Source organism: Microvirga arvi, from assembly GCF_016892765.1.
Classification (GTDB): domain Bacteria; phylum Pseudomonadota; class Alphaproteobacteria; order Rhizobiales; family Beijerinckiaceae; genus Microvirga; species Microvirga arvi.
In genome coordinates this window covers 90,335-109,053 of the sequence record NZ_JAFEMD010000016.1, presented here as the reverse complement: position 1 = coordinate 109,053, position 18,719 = coordinate 90,335, and the positions used below count along the sequence as shown (strand labels likewise).

Here is an 18,719-nt window from a genome sequence, read left to right as displayed (position 1 = left end):
GCCATGCCGAGCGACCTGAAGCACGTCACCCGCGCTCTGCTTTCCGTATCCGACAAGACGGGTCTCGTGGACTTCGCCCGCGCGCTGTCCGAGCGCGGCACCGAGCTGGTCTCCACCGGCGGCACGCACAAGGCCTTGAGCGAGGCGGGTCTGCCCGTGAAGGACGTGAGCGAGGTCACGGGGTTCCCCGAAATGATGGATGGGCGCGTGAAGACGCTGCATCCGGCCGTCCATGGCGGCCTGCTGGGCATCCGCGAGAACCCCGAGCATCAGGCGGCGATGCTGGCGCACGGCATCCAGCCCATCGATCTCCTGGTGGTGAACCTTTACCCGTTCGAGGCGACGGTAGCGGCCGGCAAGCCCTACGACGACTGCATCGAGAACATCGACATCGGCGGCCCCGCGATGATCCGCGCGGCGGCCAAGAACCACGGGGACGTGGCCGTGGTGGTGGACGGCGCCGATTATGCGTCCGTTCTCGACGATCTTGCGCAATACGACGGCTCGGTGACGCTCACCCTGCGCCGCCGCCTCGCCCAGAAGGCCTATGCCCGCACGGCGGCCTACGATGCGGCGATCTCCAACTGGTTCGCCGACGAGCTTAGTGAGGCGACACCGCCGTTCCGGGCGCTTGGCGGCTCGATTGCGGAAGTGATGCGCTACGGCGAGAACCCGCACCAGAGCGCCGCCTTCTACCGCACGCCGGAGAACCGCCCCGGCGTCGCCACGGCGCGGCAGGTGCAGGGCAAGCAGCTCTCCTACAACAACATCAACGACACCGATGCGGCCTACGAGGCCGTGGCCGAATTCGCACCGGAGCGCTCCGCCGCCATCGTGATCGTCAAGCACGCCAATCCGTGCGGCGTGGCGGAAGGTGTGTCCTTGCGCGAGGCCTACGAGAAGGCCCTGCGCTGCGATCCGGTCTCGGCCTTCGGCGGAATCGTCGCCATGAATCGCCCGCTCGATGCGGAAGCGGCCAAGGCCATCACCGAGATCTTCACCGAGGTGATCATCGCCCCCGATGCGACGGACGAAGCCATCGCCATTGTCGCCGCCAAGAAGAACCTGCGCCTGCTGCTCGCAGGATCCCTGCCCGATCCGCGTCAGGCAGGCCTGACCCTGCGCACGGTGGCCGGCGGCTTCCTGGCGCAGAACCGCGACAATGCAGTGGTCGACGCCATGGACCTGAAGGTGGTGACGAAGCGCGCGCCCACGGAGCGCGAACTCGAGGATCTGCGCTTTGCTTTCCGCGTCGCCAAGCACGTGAAGTCGAACGCCATCGTCTATGCCAGGGACCTCGCCACCGTCGGCATCGGCGCCGGCCAGATGAGCCGCGTCGATTCCTCGCGCATCGCCGCCTGGAAGGCCGCCGAGGCCGCGAAGGCCGCCAGCCTGCCCGAGACCCTCGCCAAGGGCTCGGTGGTGGCCTCCGACGCCTTCTTCCCCTTCGCGGATGGCCTGCTCGCCGCGGCGGAGGCCGGCGCCACCGCCGTGATCCAGCCCGGCGGCTCCATGCGCGACGACGAGGTGATCAAGGCCGCCGACGAGGCAGGGCTCGCCATGGTGTTCACGGGGCACCGGCACTTCCGGCATTGAATTTAAGAAAGTACGTCATCCCGGGGCCGCATAGCGCAACCCGGGATCGCTCACCAAATTCTCCTCGTCATGGCCGGGCTTGTCCCGGCCATCCACGTCTTTAAGGGCAGCAAAGACGTGGATCCCCGGAACAAGTCCGGGGATGACGGAAAGAAAGACGCTCCATCCTGCACGCGATCCCGGATCTTCGCTGCGCTTCGTCCGGGATGACGATCTTCCCTTCTGCCCCCATATTGAACAGAGCAGAAGGAGAGCCCCATGATCATCACCACGACGCCCACCATCGAAGGCCACCGCATCGCTTCCTATCGCGGCATCGTCTCGGGCGAGGCGATTCTCGGCGCCAACGTGTTCCGCGATTTCTTCGCCTCCATCCGCGACGTGGTGGGCGGGCGCTCGGGCTCCTACGAGCGCGTGCTGCGCGATGGACGCGACACGGCCCTGCAGGAAATGACCGAGGAGGCGCAGCGCCTGGGCGCGAACGCCATCGTCGGCGTCCATCTCGATTACGGCGCGTTGGGCAAGAACGAGGGCATGATGATGGTGTCGGTCAGCGGCACGGCGGTGACGCTGGAGTGAGGCCCTCTCCGCGTTATCCCCGCGAAGGCGGGGATCCATAACCACGGCGTCTCAAAAAGAGGCGAACAAGGTCGCGTGCGATTCTGCACCGTCGGCGTTTATGGATCCCGGGCTCCGCTGCGCGGCCCCGGGATGACAGGTTGCGGTTCCTCACACCCGCTTCACACCGCTCAACAGCCAGAAGCCGACGCACAGGAACAGGATCAGCACCGCCGGTCCTGCTCCTTGAGTCTGGAAGATCGCGGTGGCGACGGCGACGGCGAGCGGGGCAAGGAAGGACGTGACCTTGCCTGAGAGCGCCAGCAGGCCGAAATAGCGTCCGGCGGCCTCAGCCGGCACGAGACGCGCGAGCAGGCTGCGGGATGAGGCTTGCAGAGGACCGGCGACGGCACCGATGACGAGGCCGAGCAGCACGAACACCTTTTCGGGCGTGGAGCCGTAAAGACCATCGTCCGGCACGGGCGGCGCGGTCGGCACCACGAAGAAGATGTGCTCACGCCCGAGGGACAGAACGCCGAGGCAGACGAGCGCGAGGATCAGGATCGCGCCGAGGATCACGGGCTTTGCGCCGATGCGATCGTCAAGCCGCCCGCCGATCAGCGCCCCGATGGTGCCGGTGATTGTGAGTAGGATTCCAAAGATGCCGAGCTCGATGGCCTGCCAGCCGAACACGCCGGCGCCGTAGATGCCCCCGAAGGCGAAGAGCGCGACCAGCGCATCCTGGTAGACCATGTTGGCGAGGAGGAAGCGCCCGACGCTCGCATGCCGGCGCGCATCCGCGATGGTGTTCTTCACCTGCAGCACGCCCTCTCGCGCCGCCTGCCCCAGGCTCATCCCTGAGCGCGGGACATCGGGCGTGAACAGAAACAGCGGCAGCACGAAGACGAGGAACCATAGGGCCGAGAACGGTCCCGTGATGCGGTCGCCCTCGCGGGCTGCCGGATCGAGGCCGAGGAGCGGGTCCAGGCCGAAGACGGTCTTCATCGACGCGGGATCGGCGGCAAGGAAGCCCAGCACGATCACGAGCGAGACAAGCCCGCCGCAATAGCCCATCGCCCAGCCGGTGCCCGAGAGGCGGCCGTAGCGCTCGGGCGGCACCAGATGCGGGATCATGGCGTTGTTGAACACGGCAGCGACCTCCACGGCCACCGTGCCGAAGGCGAAACCGATCAGCGCGATGGCTATGGCGTGAGGTTGTCCCGGCGCGGCATACCAGAGTGCAAAGGACGCGATGACGAGCACGAGGCCGCAGGCGGCGATCCACGGCTTCTTTGGCCCCGTGGCATCGGCGATCGAGCCAAGCACCGGTGAGAGGATCGCGAGCACGAGCCCCGCCGCCGCCGTCGCATAGCCCCACAGGCTTTGCCCTGCGACCGGATCGGGCGCGAGCGCCGATGCAAAATACGGCGCGAACACGAAGGTGGTGACGAGGGTGAAGAAGGGCTGGCAGGCCCAGTCGAACAGGAGCCAGCCCAGGATGGCGGGACGCGACGCTTTCGCGGCAGGTGCGAGGGGATTGATGTCTCTCACGGGGCTTCGCTTTCCACGCTCGTAACGTTGCCGCGACTCACCTCTCCCCGGTGGGGAGAGGTCGAGCATAGTGAGGGTGAGGGGGAGAGCGCTGTCCGGAAAGGGCATAACCCCTCACCCGCCGCACTGCCGTGCGTCGACCTCTCCCTCAGGGAGAGGCCCGTCAGGTCGTACGCGCCAGATCGCCGAGCAGGCTCGCCGCCACCGTGATTTTGGACAGCGTCAGGCCCGACGAGACGATTCCGTCCACCGCGCCTCTGATGCGGTTGACGTCGGCGCCGCGCTTCTCGCCCCAGGCGCGGACGGCTTCGGCCCCGGACGCCTCATGCGAGGAGACCTCCGCCGTCAGCCCGCGATGGGCATAGGCGATGCTGTCGACGGCGCGGTCGAGCGCCAGACGGTCGAAGTAGTCGCTGACGGTGATCTGCTGCGCCGCGCCGATGAGCGCCCCGAGACGAAAGGAGGCCTCGAGCGCAAAGTGGGTGCAGGCGATGTCGGCGACGGGTTTTCCGATCTTATGCGCCGTCTGCACGATGTCGGGCGCGGCCACGAGATCGGGCAGCGACGCGATGCGCCGCGCCAGCTCCTCGGGCGTGCCCTCGTCCACCAGCGCCTTCGTGCGCGCCTCCCAGGCCGCTTTGGCTTCGGGCGAGAGCGTGTCCTTGAGGCTCTGCTCGACCTCGGCGATCCCGGCCCGGTAGGTGCCGATGATCTGGTCGAGGGAGTGGTTGGCGAAATCCACGTTGCGGATGAACCAGACGATCCGGTTCATGAGCAGATCCTGCAATTCGCCGTAGAGGCGCAGCTGCACCTGGCCCGGCACGACCCCGTCGAGGGCGTCGATGGCAAGGTTCATCTCGGTCAGGCCGAAGGAATCGCGGGTCGCCGCATAGGCCGCCGCGATGGTGGGCGCGTCAGCGCCGGTCTGATCCACCAGACGGGCCACCATGGTCGGCCCGCCGCGATTGATGATGGCATTGGCAAGCTGCGTGGCGATGATCTCGCGCCGCAGGCGGTGGCTTGCGATCGCGTCGGGGAACCGTTCGCGCATCTCAGCAGGGAAATAGCGCTCCAGCTCCTTGCCGAGATACGGGTCGTCCGGCACCGGGCTCTCGAGCAGCTCGTCGTGCAGGGAGAGCTTGGCGTAAGCCAGCAGCACCGCGAGCTCCGGCCGCGTCAACGACTCGCCACGGCGCGCGCGCTCGGCCAGCGTGCTGTCGTCGGGCAGGTACTCCACCGCGCGGTTGAGCCGTCCCTGCGCCTCCAGCATGTGCATGAGCCGGCGGGCAAAGCCGAGATCGGCCAGGCTGCTCTTCTCGGAGAGCGAGAGCGCCAGGGTCTGCAGGTAGTTGTTGCGCAGCACGAGGCCTGAGACATCTTCCGTCATGTCCGCGAGCAGCTCGTTGCGCTGGTCCTGCGTGAGGCGGCCGTCGCGCTCCGGCGTGGTGAGTGCGATCTTGATGTTCACCTCCACGTCGGAGGTGTTGACGCCGGCCGAATTGTCGATGGCGTCCGTGTTGAGGCGCACGCCCTTCTGTGCGGCCTCGATGCGCCCGCGCTGGGTGAGCCCGAGATTGGCGCCCTCGCCGATCACCTTGGCGCGCACAACGGGGCCCGTGATGCGGATCGCATCGTTGGCGCGGTCGCCCACCTGCTCGTCCGTCTCCGACGAAGCGCGGACATAGGTGCCGATGCCGCCGAACCAGAGCAGATCGACTCGGGCTTTAAGGATGGCGTTCATCACCTCGGCCGGTGTGGCCTGCGGCTTGTCGAGGTCGAGCAGCGCGCGCACTTCCTCCGACAGCGGAATCGACTTCGCATTGCGCGAGAAGATGCCGCCGCCCTTGGAGATCAGCGCCTTGTCGTAATCCTGCCAGCTGGAGCGGGGCAGATTGAACAGGCGCTCGCGCTCCTTGAACGAAGCTTCCGGATCCGGATCCGGATCGATGAAGATGTCGCGATGGTCGAAGGCGGCGACGAGCTTCAAAGCCCGCGACAGGAGCATGCCGTTGCCGAACACGTCGCCCGACATGTCGCCGACGCCCGCCACCGTCACCGGAACGGTCTGGATATCGATGTCGATCTCGCGGAAATGGCGTTTCACCGCCTCCCAGGCGCCGCGGGCGGTGATGCCCATCTTCTTGTGGTCGTAGCCCTGGCTGCCGCCGGACGCGAAGGCATCGCCGAGCCAGTGGCCCTTCTCGATGGATAGCGCATTCGCCGTGTCGGAGAAGGTGGCGGTGCCCTTGTCGGCGGCGACCACGAGATAGGGGTCGTCCCCATCGTGGCGCACGGTGTCCGCGGGCGGAATCACCCGGTCGCCTTCGATGTTGTCGGTGAGCTGCAGGAGCGTGCGCACGAAGATGCGGTAGCTCTCGGTGCCTTCCGCGAGCCAGGCCTGCCGGTCGCTCGCCGGCGGCAGGTGCTTGGGCACGAAGCCGCCCTTGGCGCCCACCGGCACGATGACCGCGTTCTTGACCTGCTGCGCCTTGACGAGGCCCAGCACTTCCGTGCGGAAATCCTGCGGCCGGTCGGACCAGCGAAGACCGCCACGCGCCACCTTGCCGAAGCGCAGATGCACGCCTTCGACGCGCGGCGAATAGACGAAGATCTCGTACAGAGGCCTCGGCAGCGGCAGGCCTTCGACCCTGGCGCATTCGAACTTGAACGCGATGGTCTGGCGCGGCAGGCCGTTGTCCTCGAGCTGGAAGAAATTGGTGCGGATCGCGGCATCGATCAGGTTGATGAAGCGGCGCAGGATCCGGTCGTCGTCCAGGCTCGTGACCTCCTTGAGCTGCTCCTCGATCCGCTCCCGCAGAGCGGCTTCGGCCGCGGCGCGCCCCTTCTCGTGGCGCGGGTCGAAGCGCGCATAGAAGAGCTTGACGAGATCGGCCACGATCGCGCCGTGGCGGGCGAGCGTTCCGGCGATGTAATCCTGCGCGTAGGTGACCTGGATCTGGCGCAGGTAACGCCCGAAGGCGCGCACCATGGCCACGTCGCGCCAGCCGAGGCCCGCTTCGAGCACGAGGCGGTTGAACGCGTCCGATTCGGCAAGTCCCCGGAAGAGAGCGAGCAGCGCCGCTTCGATGAGAGCCTGGATCTCGTCGATCTGGATCGTGCCGCCCGTGGCGCGCTCCAGGGTCATGTCGTGAAGCCACACCCGGTCCGAGCCGGTGAAGGCGACGCGGTAGGTGCGTTCGTTGACCACGCGGAATCCGAGATTTTCCAGGAGCGGCACGCGGTCCGACAGCGGCAGGGCCTGGTTGAGCGAGAACACCTTCAGGTTCACGCGGGTCTCGTCGTCGCCTTCGCGGCGGTAGAGATCGACCGCGCGGGGACGCGCCTCGGAGAGCTGCTCCAGGAGGCTGATGTCCTTGATCGCCTGCTCGGCCCCGAAGGCCTCGCGATAGCCGGCGCTGAAGGCCTCGCCGTAGCGGGAGGCGAGCGCACGCGCACGCGCCCCGCCGACACCGGCGTCGAGCTGGTCCCGCAGGGCATCGCTCCAGGTGCGCACGATGGCGGCGATGCCCTTTTCCAGGATCTCGCGGGCCACCTGCGGGGTTTGGCCCTCGTCGCGGCCGATGATGTAATGGGTGCGCGCGAGCGGGCCTTCCGGATAGGACGGATAGGAGGCGGAAACGCGGCCCTCGTAGACGCTGGCGAGGAACTGGCCGATGCGCAAGCGCGCCTGCGTGTCGTATCGCTCCTTGGGCACGAAGACGAGCACTGAGACGAAGCGGTCGAATTCGTCGACCCGCGGGAGCACCCGCACCCGGGGGCGTTCCGACAGGTTCATGATGTCGATGGCGAAGTGATAGAGCGTGTCCTCGTCGATCTGGAACAGCTCGTCGCGCGGATAGTTCTCGAGCACGTTGAGGAGCGCGCGGCCCGCATAGCTCGACGGATCGAAGCCTGCACGGGACGTGACCTTCGCCACCTTGTGGCGCAGGTAGGGCACCTCGCCGGTGGTGTTGGTGTAGGCGCTCGCCGTGAACAGGCCGACGATGCGCAGCTCGCCCTGCAGATGACCGCTGCCGTCGAAGAGCTTCACGCCGATATAGTCGAGATGCGCCCGGCGATGGACGCGGGACTTCACGTTCGCCTTGGTGATGATGAGCGCCTGCGGGCGCGCGAGGAAGGCGCGGATTTCCGGCGACATGGAGACCAGCTCGCGGCCGCGGCGCAGCACGCGCACGCTTGGGTCGCGCAGGAGGCCGAGGCCCGACCCTTCCACCGGATCGGCGGCGCTGTCGCCGGACGGCAGGCGGTATTCGCGCAATCCTAGGAAGGTGAAGTTGTCCCGTGCGATCCAGTCGAGGAAGGCGATCGCCTCCTTCACCTCGTCCTCCGGCAGCGGCGGAGGGTTAAGGCGGTAGTTGTGCACGATCTCGGTCACCCGGGCGCGCATGCCCGGCCAGTCGTGCACCGCCAGGGACACATCGGCGTGGACCCGCCGCATGGCCTCGATCAGGCGGGCGCGGGTCTCGGGATCGTCGATGCGGGGCAGGTGGATATGGATGAAGCTCTCGCGCTTCACGCCGAGCCGCAGGGCCGCCGTGGCCTCGCCCACCAATCGGACGAGGGCGCCGCTCGGATCCCGTTCCACAGCCAGGATCGGATGGGCCACGAGCAGCGGGTCGTAGCCCTCGTCGACAATCTCGGCCAGGGTCGAGTCGAGAAGGAAGGGCATGTTGTTGTTGACGATCTCGAGGACCGTCACGTCCTGGCGCCGGCCCTCGCGCTCGATCTCCACATCGAGGAGGCGGATGTCGGCGCCGTCAATGGTGCGGGAGACCTTGAGATGCTCGAAGGCTTCCGTAGCGAGATCGGCCAGGGTCTGAGGCGCGTAGGAGGCCAAGTCCTCGGACGGCACGCGCCCGTACAGGTCACGCAGGAAGGTCGGCGGAGTGGCTGTGTGCCCGGCTTCCAGCACGGCGACGGCTTCGGCCGTCAACTCGCTTCCGCTGGTCGGTGTATCCAGCTTCATGCGCGTATCCTCTGATTGTCGTTGTTGCGGGAGCGTTGCCACAGAGCGGCAGGCGGCGCAAGGACAGCCTGCCGGTCGGCGCCGTACAGGGTCAAGTTATTGCAGCGCACGAACACTTTATGCCGCCTGAGCCTCCTGAGACGAAAGATTCGTATCACCCCACTCCTTCATGGCCATAAGCACCGGCTCAAGACTCCGCCCGCGGGCCGACAGGGAGTATTCGACCCGGGGCGGCACCTGGGCATAGACCGTGCGGATGATGAGCCCATCGGCCTCCAATTCGCGTAGCTGATGCGTGAGCATGCGTTGGGTGACGGCAGGGATGAGCCGGCGCAGCTCGTTGAAGCGCAAGGTTCCGCGCAGGAGCTTGTAGAGAATGACGATCTTCCACTTGCCGTCGATGAGGCTGAGCGTCCGCTCGACGGCGCATCCCTCAACCCCGGGAACCCTTGGAGACACCCTCGGCATCACGGTATCCTTTTTGACACTATGGGCTGTTTTTGTGCGTTCTTGCGAGACTCAACACTATGCCCAACTATGCTGGCGTCAACAGGAGACAAGCCATGCGCGCCGTCGGATACCAGCACTCCCTTCCCATCGACCAGGACGCCTCCCTCATGGATGTGGACCTGCCCCAGCCCAAGCCGGGTCCGCGGGATCTGCTGGTGGAGGTCAGGGCCATCTCGGTGAACCCAGTCGATACCAAGGTCCGCATGCGCGCCCAAGCAGAGCCGGGCGGCGTGAAGGTGCTGGGTTACGACGCTTCTGGCATCGTCAGGGCCGTGGGCGGCGAGGTTTCGCTGTTCAAGGAGGGCGACGAGGTGTTCTATGCCGGCGCCATCACCCGGCAGGGCACCAATGCGGAATTCCATGTGGTGGACGAGCGCCTCGTGGGCGCAAAGCCCACGTCCCTGACGTTCGAGGAGGCGGCCGCCCTGCCGCTCACTACCCTCACCGCCTGGGAGACCCTGTTCGACAGGCTGGAGGTCAAGCGCCCGGTCAAGGGTGCGGCCAAAGCCCTCCTGATCGTCGGCGGTGCCGGCGGCGTGGGTTCCGTGGCGATCCAGCTCGCCCGCAGGCTCACCGATCTCACGGTGATCGCCACTGCCTCCCGTCCGGAGACGCAGGCTTGGGTCAGGGAGCTCGGCGCCCATCACGTGATCGACCACAGCCAGCCTCTCAGCCCGCAGGTGGAGCGCTTAAGCATCGGTGCGCCGGCCTTCGTCTTCTCGATCACTCATACGGAGACGCATTTTCCGGAGATCGCCAAGGCCATCGCACCGCAGGGCCGCTTTGCCCTGATCGATGACCCGAAGACGCCCCTCGACATCAGCCTGCTCAAGGGCAAGAGCGTGTCGATCCATTGGGAATCCATGTTCACCCGCTCGACCTTCCAGACCGCCGACATGGAGCGGCAGCACGAGATCCTGACCGAGGCCTCGCGCCTGGTGGAAGCAGGGACGATCAGGACGACGCTGTCCGACGTGATCGGGCCGGTCAACGCCGCCAATCTCAAGCGCGCTCATGCGCTTATCGAGAGCAACCGCACGCGGGGCAAGATCGTCCTGTCGGGTTTTTAATCATCTCACGACAATGCACATCCTGTTTCGCTGCTTGAGACATGCGATCATGAAAAAGGGCTTGCGATCTAATGGATCGCAAGCCCTTTGTTCGAAAGAAAAGGCTGCCTCGTAAGGCAGCCTTGTGTCTCGACGTGGCCCGGCTCTCCAAACGACCCGGAGGGCTGGGGGGCTGACGTGTCCAAGCCATTCGATGAGCCGGGCCGTCGAGGCAACTTGAGTATTAGCGGGGCTCAGTGAGGCTCCATCACGGCACGAATGGGGCAGGAATAAGATTTGCAAAGGAAGCAGTGATTCATTGTGTCCTGACGGGTTGATCCGTCAGTCGCCTCAGCCCATCATCGGGATGTGTTAACCAGTCATGGGAGGCGTCATGAGCGAAGGTGACATTGCGGAGCCGCTGCGCGGCGGCTCGAACCAGGGCTCGGCCCATATTGTGCCCTTCCCCGCCGCGCCGAAACAGGTATCCTTCGACCGTGCCGAGCTGAATGCCATTCTCAATCTCTACGGCCGCATGGTGGCCGCCGGCGAATGGCGCGATTACGCAATCGACTTCATGCCCGAGAAAGCGGTCTTCTCCATCTACCGGCGCACATCGGAAATGCCCCTCTACCGGATCGAAAAGGACCCGAAGCTCGCCAAGAAGCAGGGCGCCTACGCGGTCATCGTCTCGACGGGCCTGATCCTCAAGCGTGGACACGAACTCGACCGCGTGCTGCGCGTGCTCGACAAGCCCAAGGTGGTATCGAACTAGAGCATCGTTCGGGCGGAAAACCGGGCCCATTTTTCACTCACGTGGCCCTGCGGGTCGCTGACGTGGCCCTCTGGGTCCGCACGATGCGCTAGCGCAGATCCGCATCCTGCGGGATGGTCAGAAGCCAGAGGCTCGACGCGATAATGCCCAAGGCCCCTGTCCAAAGGACGACCCGGATGCCGATCCAGTCCGCGACGAACCCGGCGATCAGGGCCGCGACCAGCCCGAGCCCACCGGTCAGAAGATGTACGGTGCCCGCCTCACGCCCCCGCAAGGAATCCGGCGTCACCTTCTGGCGCAGGACAGTGGCATTGGTGGAGAAAGCGACATAGAGGCCATCGCCGAACAGCTGACCGATGCACAGCGCTCCGGCCGCCATCCAGAGAGGACCCTGCGCCAGGGGAATGAAACAGGTCACGAACCCGTAGGCGAGCAACGCGCCGATGAGAACCTTGCGGACGGAGAAGCGCCGTCCGGCCCAGGCTGCCAGACGCGCTCCGACCAACCCGCTGATGCCGCCGAGAGCGACGATGAATCCGAGAAGCCCAGGCTGGATGCCGAGATCGCGGACCGCATACAGCACGTAGAGCGGCGCGAAGAGGCTCAGGAAAAAGGTGAGCGTCGCAAGGCACAAGGTCATTGGCCTGAGCACCGGATGCCCGAAGACGAAGCGCATGCCCTCCCCTGTCTCGCGCCAGAGATTCGGAGCTTGCTCTCCTGTGACGAGAGGCGGCTCGGGGCATTTGATGGACGCCAGCAGCACGGCAGACCAGAGATAGGACAAGGCATCGAACAGGATGGCGAACGGCGCGGTCAGCGTCTGGATTGCCAGCCCCGCGAGAGCAGGTCCCGCAATTTCCGCGAGAGCATCGGTGGTGGCGAGCTTCGCGTTGCCTTCCAGGAGCTGATCCTTGTCCACCACGGTCGGCAGATAGGCATTGTCCGCGGTCTGGAAGAACATGGAGAACAGGGCCACGGCGGTCGCGACGCCGATCACCTGGCCGATGGTGATCGCATCGAACCAAGCCATGAAAGGCAAGGTCATCAGCACCGCAGCGCGCAGCAGATCCGCCATGATGAGCACGCGTCGGCGGCGCGTGCGGTCGACCCAGGACCCCGCGAAAGGGCTCAGGATCACGCCCGGCAGGAGGCTCAGCGCCACGAGGAGACCGAGATCCGTCGCCGAGGCATCGAGGGTGAGAGCCGCGATGATCGGCAAGCCTTCACGGGTGAAGCGCGTGCCGACGGCCGACAGGGTCTGCGCGCCCCACAGGCGCATGAAATCCGGGTTCTGCCAGAGGCCATCCGTCGGCCTGCGGATCAGGGTCGCGACCATGGGGTGATTTCACGCGATCGGCCGCGTCGGCGGCTCAGTGATGCCACGTCCGAGCGGGCGCTGCATGAGAACGGTGGAGAGCCAGCGTCCGTGCTTGTAGCCGATCCCCTTGAGAATTCCGGCGGGCTCGAAGCCGAGGCTTTCGTGCAGACCGATGGAGCCGCGTGAGTCCTCGTCGCCGATGACCGCCACCATGAGCCGGAAATCCAGGGCCTCGCATGCCCCGATGAGGGCTATCAGCAGAGCGCGCCCGACGCCCTGCCCCTGCGCGGACGGAGCGACGTAGACGGAATCCTCCACCGTGGAGCGATAGGCGGGCCGGGTGCGGTAGGCTCCCGCATAGGCATAGCCCAGGATCTCACCGTCGCTCTCCGCCACGAGATAGGGATAGCCCCCTTCCAGGATCGCAGCCCGGCGCCGCGCCATTTCCTCCTCCGATGGCGGATCGAGTTCAAAGGAGGCCGTCCCATGCATAACGGCATGGGCATAGATGGCCGTGATGCGATGCAGATCAGAATCGGAGGAAGGGCGCACGAGAATGGTCATGGGCCTTCTATAGCGCATCGTGCGGATCCAGAGGGCCGCATCAGCGAAAAGTGGACCCGGTTTTCCACACGATGCACTCATCAGACGGAAGCATTGTAGACTGTGCCGGGAACAAGATGCCGGCTTGGGACAAGTGTCTTTATCGTCACTGGCGGATTAACATGATGCGTCATGGAAGGGTTTGCGGGTGAACCAGCTCCATTCAGGCGGAACGCGGCCCAGCACAGGGCCCACGGCACAAGCTTACGTGGTCTGGACCGCAATCCTGGCCTCCAGCATGGTTTTCGCCGATGGTGCCATCGTGACCGTCGCCATTCCGCAGATGCGTGAGAGCCTGCAGGCATCCCTGGCTGAAATGCAGTGGATCACCAATGCCTATGCGCTCACCCTCTCCGCCTTCCTGCTCCTCGGCGGCGCGGCCGGCGACACCTATGGCTTAAGGCGGATCTTCATGATCGGCATCGCCGGTTTCGGTCTGACATCCCTGTGGTGCGGGCTGTCCGGATCGGCCGGGATGCTGATTGTGGCACGGGCCTTCCAGGGCGTCGGCGGAGCCCTGCTGGTGCCGGGATCGCTCGCCCTGATCAGCGCCCATTTTCCGAAGGACGCGCGGGGCAAGGCGATCGGCACCTGGGCCGCAGCCTCCGCCATCGCCGCAGCGCTTGGGCCGATTCTCGGCGGCTGGCTGATCGATATGGGCCCGTGGCAGGCGATCTTCTGGATCAACGTTCCCATAGCCGCGCTGGCGCTCTGGCTGTGCTGGCGACACGTGCCGGAGAGCCCGGTGGTGGCAGGGACTGCCATGGACTGGCTCGGCGCTTTCCTTGCGGTCGCCGCCCTGGGCCTTCTTGCCTACGGGCTGACGGCGCTCGGCGAACGGAACAGCCAGCGGAGCACCGCTGTCCTTCTGACGCTCACCGGTGCGGTATTTCTCGGCCTCTTCCTATTTCACGAGAAGCGCAGCGCCGCGCCGATGATGCCGCTCGACCTGTTTCGCGTGCCCGCTTTCGCCAATGTCAATGCGCTGACCCTGCTGCTCTATTTCGCGCTCAGCGGCGCCTTGTTCTTTCTGCCGACGGCGCTGATCGAGGCTCACGGCTATTCGGCCGCCAAGGCAGGCTCGGTGTTTCTGCCCTTCACCCTCGTCATGGCCGTGTTGTCCCGGCTCGGCGGCGTCATGACCGATCGGTTCGGCACCCGCATGCTTCTGACCATCGGCCCCATGATCACCGGCTTGAGCTTCGCGCTCCTGGCTCCCGCCGTTCTTCATGGCGGCTATTGGCCCGCGGTCGTGCCGGTCATGGCCGTGATGGGGCTGGGGATGGGCATCACGGTCGCGCCGCTGTCGACGACGGTCATGAATGCCGCCCCCGATGAGCGCATCGGCGTGGCCTCGGGCATCAACAACGCGATCTCCCGCGTCGCGGGACTGATCGCCGTCGCCGGTCTCGGCGCCATCGCCACCTTCGGCTTCCAATATGCCGCCGCATGGGTGAGCCCGGAGATGGCAAATCTCTTCGTCAGATCGACCTTCGGTACCGCGCCCCCGATGTCCATCCCGCCTTCCGACAAGGTAAGAGGAATCTATGCTACGGCCATGATCGGCGGGTTCGGGCTGGTTGCTCTGATCTGCGCCGCCGCAGCCGTTGCCAGCGCCACTTTCGGCTATCGCTGCTCTGCGCCCTCGAGGCAGAGATAAACCTATTTTTCTTTTGCCGTTTGCAAATGACTCGCCGCTTTTCCGTTTTGAGCGTTAACTGCGTTCGCTGGGGCCAAACTCTGACGGGAGAGGTAAGTCATGGCCATGTATCTTACGCGCTTCAGCTACACGCCCGAGACTTGGGCGCGCCTGATCGAAAACCCCGAGGATCGCCGCGCGGCTGCGAGTTCGTACATCGAGTCGGTCGGTGGAAAGCTGCACGGGTTCTGGTACGCCTTCGGCGAACACGATGGCTGGAATTTATGGGAAGCGCCGGACAACGTGTCGATGGCAGCTGTCATGCTTGCCATCGGCGCGGGAGGCGCGATTCGCTCGAGCGAGACGACCGTTCTCCTCAGCGTCGAGGAACTGATGGGAGCGCTTGGGAAAGCGAAGTCGGTCAAGTATCGCCCGCCGGGCGCGTGAAGGTCCAACAAACTCGTCAAAACAAAAGCCCCGACCTGAAGGCCGGGGCTTTCGAAAGAGCGTCCGCTCCGTTCTCCGTTACTCGTTGCGGTTGCCCACGAGAGCGAGGAGGAACTGGAACATGTTGATGAAGTCCAGGTACAGCGTCAGGGCGCCGAAGACGGAGACCTTGGCGGCAGCCTCGGAGTCGAAGTTGCCGTACAGGTACATCTCCTTCAGCTTCTGCGTGTCGTAGGCGGTGAGGCCCGCGAAGATCAGCACGCCGATCACGGAGATGCCGAACTGCAGCATGCTCGATGCGACGAAGATGTTCACGATCGAGGCCAGAATCAGGCCGACGAGACCCATCATCAGGAACGAGCCCATGCCGGACAGGCTGCGGTTCGTGGTGTAGCCCCACAGGGACAGCGAACCGAAGGCCGCCGCCGTGATGAAGAACACCTGAACGACGCTCGCACCGGTGTAGCGGATGAGAAGCGTCGAGAGCGAAGCACCCATCACCGCCGCAAAGGCGAAGAAGGTGGTGCGAGCAGCCGCCGCCGACATCCGGTCCATGCGGAACGAGAAGAAGAAGATAAAGGCCAGAGGCGCCAGTGCCACAACCCACATCAGGGGCGAGCCATACAGGGTCGCGCCGAACTGGGTCAGGCCGACACCACCCATCCGGGCAACCGCTTGCGACGGATCGCTCGTGGTGGCCAGCATGTTGATGCCGAGCGCGACCAGGGCCGAGATGGCAAGGCCCAGGACCATGTTGTTGTAGACGCCGAGCATGAAGGCGCGCAGGCCCTGATCGACCTGAGCCGCCGTCCGGGCAAAGCCGGTGCCATAGGCGTTTTGGTTTTGCTCATACGGTTGCATCGGAGTCCTTTCTCGCGGTGTCCGTTGTTCCCTCGAAAGGCTGGGTATCAGCCCTCGGCCGCCGCGTTGGGCGACGACACCCAAAATATGAGAGGTCGGCCCCTTTTCCGCAAGGGGCAAGGTCAAGCTTCAAATCTTCGTGATGCAAGAAAACCGAAGAGCAGAGTTGATGCCGCTCCTCATAAAGCTCTTTGCGCTCTTTTATAACGCTAGCCGATCCTGCGGCGCTCAAAGGTTTCTTAAATATTGCGCCGGTTTTTGACTTAGGATCCGCCAGGTCCCGATCAGCCCTAATCCGACACTCACGAGAACCGCCAAGGCAGAAGCCAGGATGGCACCCGACAGGTCTAAGGTAAAGCTTAGGTTCATGACCCGGTCGACGATGAAATAGGCGGCGAGAGAACCTGCCAGCAGCCCGAATACCGCCGTGGCGAGCCCGAGCAGTCCGTATTCGAGGGCATAGGCCGAGAGCAGCCGGGTGCGGGTGGCGCCGAGCGTCTTGAGCACCACCGCATCGTAGAGCCGCGCCCGGTGCCCGGCCGCCAGAGCGCCTGCGAGCACCAGGAGGCTCGCGATCAGCGCGATCGAGCTTGCGCCGCGAATCGCCATGACGAGCTGCGAGACCACATCGTTCACCGCCTCCAGAGCATCCTTCACCCGTACGCTCGTGACCATGGGATAGGCCTGGGCGGAGCTGCGCAGAATCCTGGCATCCAACGCCGCGTTGGATCCATTCGGGAAAGTGACGGTGGCAAGATGCGTGTGCGGCGCGCCGGCGAAGGCATTGGGCGAGAACACCATCACGAAGTTGATGCCCATGGAGCGCCATTCCACCTCGCGTAAGGAGGCAATGGTGGCGCTGATGTTGCGCCCGAGCACGTTGACGGTGATCTCGTCGCCGATCTTCAGCCCCAAGCCCTCGGCGATCCTGCGGTCGAAGGAGACGAGCGGTCTGCCGCGATAGTCCTCGGGCCACCACTCGCCCTGCACGATCTTCGAGCCCTCCGGTGGCACCTTGGCATAGGTGATGCCGCGGTCGCCCTCCAGCACCCAGGACACATCCTCGGGCGCCTTGACCTCGGCGACGGGACGGCCGCCGAGGGTCACAAGACGGCCGCGCATCATCGGCACGCGTTCGATCTGCGCATCGGTGGCCTGGTTCTTGAGGAAACCTTCGAAGGCATCGGCCTGCTGGTTCGGGATGTCGAGGAAGAAGAAGCTCGGCGCCCGCTCCGGCAGGCTCTGCGTCAGCTGACGGGTGAGGTTGGTGTCGATGAGCGCGAGCGTCACCAGGAGCGTGATGCCGAGGCCCAGCGAGAGCACCAGCGAGGGCGTGAGCGCCCCCGGACGGTGGATGTTGGCGAGCGCCAGCCGCGGCGCCGTGCGCCGGGGACGGGGCATGCGACGGGCGAGCGCCATGATTCCTAGGGCGACAAGGCGCAGCAGCACGAAGGACCCGGCTGCGGCCCCGACGAACATCAGGGCGATGCGCCGGTCATAGGCCGCGAGCAGCGACAGCCCGACGAGCGCCGCGACGGAGAGAATGAGCGCCGTCAGGTAACGCTTGCGCGGCCAGCGCCGCTCCGGATCGATCTGGTCGCGGAAGAGGCCTGAGACCGGCACGTCATGGGCACGGCCCAAGGGCGCGATCGCAAACACCAAGGCGGTGAGCGCCCCGTAGAGCAGCGCGATGCCGAGCTCGCTCCAGGCCAGCGTCGGCTGGATCGGGATCGGCAGGAGATGTCCGAAGAGCGCCGTAATCACGAACGGCAGGGCCGCCCCGAAGGCCAGTCCGATACCGATGCCGACGACCGCGATCATCATCACCTGAGTCAGATACAGCATCACCACCTGCCCGCCCGGAGCGCCGAGGCTCTTGAGGGTGGCGATGGAAGCGCGCTTGCGGTCGACGAAGCCGCGCACCGCATTGGCGACGCCGACGCCGCCCACAAGCAGCGCCGTGAGGCCGACCAGCGTCAGGAACTGGGTGAAGCGCTCGATGTTGCGGGCAAAGCGCGGATCGGCGTTCAGCCGCGTGCGGATGTTCCAGCCCGCCTCCGGCAGGACACGGCTCGCCTCGGCTTCGATCCGGGTCAACCCCTCCTCCGTCGACAGCTCAGGCGGCAGGGTGAGCCGGTAGGTCCAGCGCACGAGGCTGCCGGGCTGTACGAGGCCCGTCGCCTGCAGCGCCTGCTGCGAGAGCAGGAGCCGCGGCCCGAAGCCGATGCCGTCGGCGATCTTGTCGGGCTCGGAGACGAGGCGCGCCCGCAGCTCCACGTTGGCGCCGCCCACTGTCACCCGGTCGCCCACCTTGAGGTCGAGCCGCGCCAGCAGCGCCGAATCCACCGCCGCCCCGAAGGCGCCGTCGCGCTCGGCAAAGAGCTCGGCAGGGGGAAGCTGGGGGTCGGTTTCAAGCGCACCGACGGTGGGATAGCCCGCATCGACCGCCTTCATCTCCACGAGCCCGGAGCCCTTGCCGCCGGCCACCGCCATGGCGCGCATGGAGGCGATCACGTTGACCCGGCCCCTGGATTCGAGGAACGCCCGCTCAGGGGCGCCCGCCTCGCGCTGGATCAAGGAAAAGGCCATGTCGCCGCCGAGAATCCGCCGGCCCTCGCGGGAAATGCCCTCCGTGAGCGACCGGGACAGGGACGAGACGCTCGCAATCGCCGCAACGCCGAGCGCAATGCAGGCGAGAAAGATGCCGAAGCCCTTGAGGCCGGCGCGCAGCTCGCGGAAGGCCAAGCGCAGCAGGAGCGGCAGGCGGGATCGGTAAGGGGATCGCTTCGGCGGCGTGGCCGAAAGGGTGCCGTGCATGGGCTTTT

13 protein-coding genes are annotated in these 18,719 nt (G+C 65.8%); 6 read left to right on the top strand and 7 right to left on the bottom strand.

Annotation, left to right across the window (positions count from 1 at the left end):
- Nucleotides 1-3 precede the first annotated feature (3 nt).
- A complete protein-coding gene (gene purH, locus ILT44_RS12340) occupies nt 4-1,596 on the top strand; it encodes a bifunctional phosphoribosylaminoimidazolecarboxamide formyltransferase/IMP cyclohydrolase (RefSeq protein WP_204239882.1) in 1,593 nt (530 codons plus the stop codon).
- 258 nt (nt 1,597-1,854) lie between these two features.
- Complete coding sequence (locus tag ILT44_RS12335; RefSeq protein ID WP_204239881.1) at nt 1,855-2,175, top strand: heavy metal-binding domain-containing protein; 321 nt, start codon at nt 1,855-1,857, stop codon at nt 2,173-2,175.
- 150 nt (nt 2,176-2,325) lie between these two features.
- Here the strand turns inward: ILT44_RS12335 and ILT44_RS12330 are convergent, their stop codons facing one another.
- The 3 genes from ILT44_RS12330 to ILT44_RS12320 all read right to left on the bottom strand — a co-directional run bounded on the left by ILT44_RS12330 (nt 2,326) and on the right by ILT44_RS12320 (nt 9,160).
- Complete coding sequence (locus tag ILT44_RS12330; protein ID WP_204239880.1) at nt 2,326-3,705, bottom strand: MFS transporter; 1,380 nt, start codon at nt 3,703-3,705, stop codon at nt 2,326-2,328.
- A 163-nt stretch (nt 3,706-3,868) separates the two neighbouring features.
- Entirely contained in the window at nt 3,869-8,692 is a 4,824-nt protein-coding gene (locus ILT44_RS12325; RefSeq protein ID WP_204239879.1) for an NAD-glutamate dehydrogenase, read from the bottom strand.
- 117 nt (nt 8,693-8,809) lie between these two features.
- A complete protein-coding gene (locus tag ILT44_RS12320; protein ID WP_204239878.1) occupies nt 8,810-9,160 on the bottom strand; it encodes a winged helix-turn-helix transcriptional regulator in 351 nt (116 codons plus the stop codon).
- A 95-nt stretch (nt 9,161-9,255) separates the two neighbouring features.
- Between ILT44_RS12320 and ILT44_RS12315 the strand changes: the two genes are divergently transcribed.
- Nucleotides 9,256-10,272 carry a zinc-binding alcohol dehydrogenase family protein gene (locus ILT44_RS12315; RefSeq protein WP_204239877.1) on the top strand — a complete coding sequence of 339 codons (1,017 nt, stop codon included), beginning with the start codon at nt 9,256-9,258 and terminating at the stop codon, nt 10,270-10,272.
- A 373-nt stretch (nt 10,273-10,645) separates the two neighbouring features.
- Nucleotides 10,646-11,026 carry a DUF2794 domain-containing protein gene (locus ILT44_RS12310; RefSeq protein WP_239468143.1) on the top strand — a complete coding sequence of 127 codons (381 nt, stop codon included), beginning with the start codon at nt 10,646-10,648 and terminating at the stop codon, nt 11,024-11,026.
- Between the two features lie 88 nt (nt 11,027-11,114).
- On the opposite strand, the gene ILT44_RS12305 is transcribed toward ILT44_RS12310, so the two are convergent.
- Together ILT44_RS12305 and ILT44_RS12300 are read right to left on the bottom strand one after the other, a co-directional pair.
- Entirely contained in the window at nt 11,115-12,362 is a 1,248-nt protein-coding gene (locus tag ILT44_RS12305) for an MFS transporter (RefSeq protein ID WP_204239875.1), read from the bottom strand.
- Nucleotides 12,363-12,371: 9 nt separating this feature from the next.
- Nucleotides 12,372-12,908: a GNAT family N-acetyltransferase gene (locus ILT44_RS12300; protein WP_204239874.1), complete on the bottom strand. Its 537-nt coding sequence runs from the start codon at nt 12,906-12,908 to the stop codon at nt 12,372-12,374.
- A gap of 187 nt (nt 12,909-13,095) precedes the next feature.
- Here ILT44_RS12300 and ILT44_RS12295 point away from each other — a divergent pair, with 187 nt between their 5' ends.
- Entirely contained in the window at nt 13,096-14,607 is a 1,512-nt protein-coding gene (locus ILT44_RS12295) for an MFS transporter (protein WP_204239873.1), read from the top strand.
- 99 nt (nt 14,608-14,706) lie between these two features.
- Nucleotides 14,707-15,033 carry a GYD domain-containing protein gene (locus ILT44_RS12290; RefSeq protein ID WP_204239872.1) on the top strand — a complete coding sequence of 109 codons (327 nt, stop codon included), beginning with the start codon at nt 14,707-14,709 and terminating at the stop codon, nt 15,031-15,033.
- 78 nt (nt 15,034-15,111) lie between these two features.
- Here the strand turns inward: ILT44_RS12290 and ILT44_RS12285 are convergent, their stop codons facing one another.
- On the bottom strand, nt 15,112-15,894 hold the full coding sequence (locus tag ILT44_RS12285; protein WP_204239871.1) for a Bax inhibitor-1/YccA family protein: 783 nt from the start codon (nt 15,892-15,894) through the stop codon (nt 15,112-15,114).
- Nucleotides 15,895-16,122: 228 nt separating this feature from the next.
- Nucleotides 16,123-18,711: an ABC transporter permease gene (locus ILT44_RS12280; RefSeq protein ID WP_204239870.1), complete on the bottom strand. Its 2,589-nt coding sequence runs from the start codon at nt 18,709-18,711 to the stop codon at nt 16,123-16,125.
- Nucleotides 18,712-18,719: the final 8 nt, after the last annotated feature.

Bases quoted from the DNA above. Each gene is read 5' to 3' on its own strand.
- purH (WP_204239882.1), top strand. From the start codon at position 4: ATGCCGAGCGACCTGAAGCACGTCACCCGCGCTCTGCTTTCCGTATCC.
- ILT44_RS12335 (WP_204239881.1), top strand. From the start codon at position 1,855: ATGATCATCACCACGACGCCCACCATCGAAGGCCACCGCATCGCTTCC.
- ILT44_RS12325 (WP_204239879.1), bottom strand. From the start codon at position 8,692: ATGAAGCTGGATACACCGACCAGCGGAAGCGAGTTGACGGCCGAAGCC.
- ILT44_RS12320 (WP_204239878.1), bottom strand. From the start codon at position 9,160: ATGCCGAGGGTGTCTCCAAGGGTTCCCGGGGTTGAGGGATGCGCCGTC.
- ILT44_RS12315 (WP_204239877.1), top strand. From the start codon at position 9,256: ATGCGCGCCGTCGGATACCAGCACTCCCTTCCCATCGACCAGGACGCC.
- ILT44_RS12310 (WP_239468143.1), top strand. From the start codon at position 10,646: ATGAGCGAAGGTGACATTGCGGAGCCGCTGCGCGGCGGCTCGAACCAG.
- ILT44_RS12305 (WP_204239875.1), bottom strand. From the start codon at position 12,362: ATGGTCGCGACCCTGATCCGCAGGCCGACGGATGGCCTCTGGCAGAAC.
- ILT44_RS12300 (WP_204239874.1), bottom strand. From the start codon at position 12,908: ATGACCATTCTCGTGCGCCCTTCCTCCGATTCTGATCTGCATCGCATC.
- ILT44_RS12290 (WP_204239872.1), top strand. From the start codon at position 14,707: ATGGCCATGTATCTTACGCGCTTCAGCTACACGCCCGAGACTTGGGCG.
- ILT44_RS12285 (WP_204239871.1), bottom strand. From the start codon at position 15,894: ATGCAACCGTATGAGCAAAACCAAAACGCCTATGGCACCGGCTTTGCC.
- ILT44_RS12280 (WP_204239870.1), bottom strand. From the start codon at position 18,711: ATGCACGGCACCCTTTCGGCCACGCCGCCGAAGCGATCCCCTTACCGA.